Source organism: Amycolatopsis sp. NPDC059027, from assembly GCF_042739735.1.
Taxonomy (GTDB): Bacteria; Actinomycetota; Actinomycetes; order Mycobacteriales; family Pseudonocardiaceae; genus Amycolatopsis.
Map to the genome: position 1 here is coordinate 1 of NZ_JBHYIK010000153.1, position 5,114 is coordinate 5,114.

The window sequence follows — 5,114 nt, forward strand, 5'->3', positions numbered from 1 at the left end:
CCTTGCGGGCGTCTGACGCCCGCAAGGTGGCCTTAACGGCATCCTGCGGGAGGTGAGGGGGCTGCCTCGGCTGGGGTGAGGCTGGGCGCGTCGCGAACGGCTCGTTCGGGACCCCTATGCCGTGAAGGAAACTCGTACGCGGAGCGTGCACTACACCGGCAGCCAGGTCATGCGTTGTCCGTGCGGCGCCGTGCGCGCCAGGGCCTGGGCGTCCGGCTTCCCGCCTTCCCAGCGGACGACGCCGAGCACGCACAGCCCGCCGCTCCCGTCCGCGTCGCGCGCGAGGTCGTCACGGCCGGGCAGGACCGCCTCCAGGCCGACGCCGTACGCCTCCTCGCTGACCCACCACACCGGCCGTCGCTCGGCCAGCGCCGCCAGTGCCTCCACGAACGCGGCGCGCCGGGGGCCGAGGTACGCCAGCGCGTGACTCGTCAGCACCACCAGCGGCAACGCATCGGGCAACCGCGAAGCGGCCGCGTCGAGGTCGTCGACAGCGTCGCCGGCCACCAGCTCCGGCGTGTGCCGCGCCTGTTCCGCGGCAGCCGTGCGCAGCAGGCGCAACCGGTCCGGCTGATCGGCCCACACGCAGGCTTCCAGCCAGGCCAGCTCCTCCTCGTCCCGCAGGTCCACCGGCGCCCGGTCGAGCCCCGCCCGCGCGCCGATCGTCAGCTTCTTCGGCAGTTTCGGGAGCACCGCGCCCGGCGCGACGTCGATCGCGCAGTGCAGGCCGACCGAGGCCTTCGCCGGGCCCGCGACGAGCTGCTCACCGCCGTCGCACTGGTACCGGTAGGCGAACCGGTCGAGACCGAGCAGGAGCCCGGCGCTGCAGCCGACCTCCAGCAACGCGAACCGCTTCGCTTCCTTCGCCACCTGCGCGAGCGCCGGGTAGAGCAGCGCCGCGCGCCGCACTTCGTTCGTCTGTGTGAACCGGGTCCCGATGATCTCCCGGGCGCGCTCGGCCCGCTCCAGGAGAAAAGAACGGAACAGCGGCCAGGTGTCCGCGTCGACGCCGTCGAACCCGCCCACCGACGGGTAGTAGCGCGACAACGGATGGATCGGGTCGGCCTGGACGAGCCGGTGCGCGGTCGCCAGGAGCAGCGTCCCGCGCGCCTCGCCGCCCCGCGCGTCGGTCAGCAGCCCCGCGACGTCGTCGTCCTCGGCCGCCTGCGTGGCGAGGTGGTCGTAGAGCGGTGAGACGCCGCGTGCCTCGACTTCCGCGAAAGTGCGGAGTCTCCGCTTGATCTCGTCCAGGGCGATCCCCATCGGGACTCCTCGCTCATTCGTGGGGCACGGGGCGGCCGGGCTGTTCCCCGCCGCGGGTGTCCCCGTAGGACCGCTTCGGCACCATCACCTTGCGCCGGAAGACGCACACGATCGTCCCGTCCTGTTTGTACCCGCGTGTCTCGACGTACACCACGCCGCGGTCGTCCTTCGACTTCGACGGCGTCTTGTCGAGCACCTCGGTTTCGCCGTAGATGGTGTCGCCGTGAAAGGTCGGCTTGACGTGTTTGAGCGATTCGACCTCGAGGTTCGCGATCGCCTTGCCGGAAACGTCCGGAACCGACATGCCGAGCAGCAGCGAGTAGATGTAGTTGCCGACTACGACGTTCTTGCCGAAGTCGGTGGTCTCTTCGGCGTAGTGCGCGTCCATGTGCAGCGGATGGTGGTTCATGGTGATGAGGCAGAACAGGTGGTCGTCGTACTCGGTGACCGTCTTCCCCGGCCAGTGCTTGTAGACCGCACCGACCTCGAATTCCTCGTAATAACGCCCGAACTGCACCCGACGTCCTCCTGTCCGCGTAACGCCCCATGAGCCTGGTACGACACGTATTCGTGGTGAGGAGTACCCTCAACCATTGGTGTTCGCGCGTCAACGCGAGCCCTGCCACTCTCCGCGTCTCACGACAGCGCCGGCCCGAAGGAGGTGAGGGAACCCCATGAGTAGTAGTGGCGATAGTCCGCTTCCTAGTAGTCGCAGCGTTCCCCCTTCGATGACCGGCCTGCTCTCTTCCCGCTAGGCCAGGCAACACCCCGGGAACGCTGGTGAACGCCGGACGGACACGAGTCCGCCAGGCACGTCGTCTTCGCGCACGAACACGCACGACGCAGCCCAGGAGATCCCATGCCTGCCATTCCCTCGCTCGGCGGCCTTCGCGGCCGCGGTGACGACCGCGCCAAGGGCACACCGGTACGCGCGCTGCCGGTGCCGTTGTCGGCGTACGTCGTCGACTGCGCCGTATACGTCGACGGCCGCCGCCTGCCAGGCCGCTGGACGCACTCCGAGGCGATCAAAGAGGTCCGCAAACGCCACGAGGGTTTCGTCTGGATCGGGCTGCACGAGCCGGACGCCGAGCAGATCCAGGGTGTCGCGGACACGTTCGGGCTGCACGAGCTGGCCGTCGAGGACGCGTTGGAGGCGCATCAGCGGCCGAAGCTGGAGCGCTACGACGACTCGCTGTTCATGGTGTTCAAGACCGTGCGGTACGTCGAGCACGAGTCGCCGACCACCGCGAACGAGATCGTCGAGACCGGCGAGCTGATGCTCTTCCTCGGCCGGGACTTCGTGGTCACCGTGCGGCACGGGAACCACTCCGGGCTGGCCAGGCTGCGCCGCGAGCTGGACGAGGACCCGGAGCAGCTCGCGCTCGGGCCCGCCGCCGTCGTGCACGCGATCGCCGACCAGGTCGTCGACCACTACCTCGAGGTCACGACGCGGATCGAGTCCGACATCGACGAGATCGAGGCGCAGGTGTTCGCGCCGCGCTCGCAGGTCAGCGCCGAACAGATCTACCTGATGAAGCGGGAAGTGCTCGAACTCCGCCGCGCGGTGCTGCCGCTGGCCACGCCGGTGCAGCGGCTCTCGGAGGGCTACACGCGGCTGGTGCCGGACGAGGTCCGCTCGTATTTCCGCGACGTCGCCGACCACCTCGCGACGGTCTCGGAGCGGGTGTCCGCGTTCGACGAACTGCTGAGCACCCTGGTCGACGCGACCGTCGCGAAAATCTCGCTGCAGCAGAACACGGACATGCGCAAGATCACCGCGTGGGCGGCGATCATCACCGTCCCGACGATGATCGCCGGGATCTACGGCATGAACTTCGACTTCATGCCGGAACTGCACTGGAAGTTCGGCTATCCGCTGATCTTCGGCGTCATCGTCGCCATCTGCCTGATGCTGTACCGAATATTCCGGAAGAACGACTGGTTGTAGCTCCCTCCCCGACCCCGTCTTTCCCCCGGTAGCAGTACAGGAGGCTTTCCCATGTCCCGCATCCTGACCAACCTCAAGTTCTGGGCGCTCGTGCTGTGCCTCAGCTGGCTCGTCGTCATCACCACGATCATCGTGACCCACCCCGAGGCCGCGATGAAGTGAGCTCGGGAGCCGTACCCTGAGCGCATGCCGAAAGCGCTGGTCGTCGCGGACGAGGTGGACGAGCGGCTGTGGACCGACGCGGTCCGCGCCTGCTCGGTCGACCTCGTCATCGGCGCCGGCGACCTGCCCTACGAGTACCTCGAGTTCCTGGCGGGCGCGCTCGACGCGCCCTGCGTGTTCGTCCCGGGCAACCACGACCCGGATCTGAGCGGCTACACCCGATACGGCGGACTGTCCATGAAGGACGGTTTCCCGGCGGCGTGGCCCGGCCCGGCAGGCGGGATCAACGCCGACGGGCGCGTCGTGGACGTCGCCGGGCTCCGGTTCGCGGGGCTCGGCGGGTCCGTCCGCTACAACGACGGTCCGAACCAGTGGACGCAACGGCAGCAGGCACGCCGCGCGCGGCGGGTTGTCCGGCGGGCCGGGTGGCGGCGGCGCCGCGACGGCCGGGGCGTCGACATCCTGCTGACCCACGCGCCGCCCCGGGATCTCGGCGACCGGCCGGATCTTCCGCACCACGGGTTCGACTGTCTGCATAGGACGGTCGAGCGGTTACGGCCGAAGTGGTTGCTGCACGGGCACATCCATCCGCACGGCGAACCGGTCCCGGACCGGCGGCTGGGCGAAACCCGCGTTCGCAACGTGGTGGGCCACCAGATCATGGAGTTTTCATGAGCGAAGCTTGCGAGCGAATCATCGACATCATGCGCCATAAGGAATTGGACACTGTCTCGCGGAGCGAGGCGATCGCATGAACAACAGGGGCACCGGTTTTCCGAGGGCCGACGCGGAGCACGACTTCCTGCGCGCACGGCGGCGGCAGGTGCTGTCACGGCTGGCGAAGTGGTTGCGTGGCGAGCCCGACGACGTGAACATCATGTTGCCGTTCAACGAAGTCGTGGACGCGCTCGGCTACCTCAGCGAGTGGCGGATCGGGCTGCGGGTGATCTCGCTGGACTCGATCGTCGGCAGTGTCGACCGCGGCCGCGATTTCGACCGGCGCTTCCGGCCGACGTCGGGGCGGGTCCGGGAACGCTGGGAACGGCTCGCGCTGGCCGCGCGGCGGGGCGAGGAGATCCCGCCGATCGAGGTGTACCGCGTGGGCGAGCTGCACTTCATCATCGACGGGCACCACCGGGTTTCCGTCGCACACGCGCAGGGACTGTCCACAATAGAGGCTCAGGTCATCGTGGTGCGGACGAAGCTCGACCCGAGCGGAATCCGCTTCCGCGGCGATCTGATCGTCAAGGACTACCGGCGGCTGTTCCTCGAACGCGTCCCGCTGACCGGGCACGCCCGCGCGTCGGTGATCGTGTCGGACCCGTGGGACTACGCGCTGCTCGGCGAGCACGTCGAGGCGTGGGGTTTCCGGCTGATGCAGGACGAAGGCCGCTACTGCGACCGGGCGAGCGTCGCGCAGCGCTGGTTCGACGAGGAGTTCGTGCCGGTGGTCGGGATGCTGCGGCAGGCCGACATGATCGGCACACGCACCGACGCCGAGGCCTACATGTGGGTGGCGAGCGAACGCTACCGGCTCATCCGCACGCACCGCTGGGACGACGACGTCATCGAAGCGGTACGGGCCCGGAAGCGCTGAGGACGAACGCCCCAATGTGGCATTGGGTGCGTCCAGCGCAGCGAATGTGGTGGACCGCCCCGGGTTTGTTGGAGGCCGATCGTTCTGGGAAGGATGAGCGGCGTGGCGAGCAGCAGGTTTCCGCGGGAGTTGAAGGATCGTGCC

5 protein-coding genes are annotated in these 5,114 nt (G+C 68.6%); 3 read left to right on the top strand and 2 right to left on the bottom strand.

Annotated elements, in window-relative coordinates; genetic code table 11:
- Nucleotides 1–150: 150 nt before the first annotated feature.
- Nucleotides 151–1,263, bottom strand: coding sequence for a DUF2332 domain-containing protein (locus ACFWY9_RS44660; RefSeq protein ID WP_378341746.1), 1,113 nt, complete (start codon nucleotides 1,261–1,263; stop codon nucleotides 151–153).
- A gap of 13 nt (nucleotides 1,264–1,276) precedes the next feature.
- A complete protein-coding gene (locus ACFWY9_RS44665) occupies nucleotides 1,277–1,780 on the bottom strand; it encodes a MaoC family dehydratase (RefSeq protein ID WP_378331453.1) in 504 nt (167 codons plus the stop codon).
- A gap of 342 nt (nucleotides 1,781–2,122) precedes the next feature.
- Here ACFWY9_RS44665 and corA point away from each other — a divergent pair, with 342 nt between their 5' ends.
- From corA to ACFWY9_RS44680, 3 genes are all read left to right on the top strand, one after another.
- Nucleotides 2,123–3,211 carry a magnesium/cobalt transporter CorA gene (gene corA / locus ACFWY9_RS44670; RefSeq protein WP_378331454.1) on the top strand — a complete coding sequence of 363 codons (1,089 nt, stop codon included), beginning with the start codon at nucleotides 2,123–2,125 and terminating at the stop codon, nucleotides 3,209–3,211.
- 186 nt (nucleotides 3,212–3,397) lie between these two features.
- A complete protein-coding gene (locus ACFWY9_RS44675; RefSeq protein WP_378341747.1) occupies nucleotides 3,398–4,048 on the top strand; it encodes a metallophosphoesterase in 651 nt (216 codons plus the stop codon).
- 76 nt (nucleotides 4,049–4,124) lie between these two features.
- The gene (locus ACFWY9_RS44680) at nucleotides 4,125–4,970 is read left to right on the top strand and encodes a chromosome partitioning protein ParB (protein WP_378341748.1); all 846 of its coding nucleotides are present in this window, start codon (nucleotides 4,125–4,127) and stop codon (nucleotides 4,968–4,970) included.
- Nucleotides 4,971–5,114 lie beyond the last annotated feature (144 nt).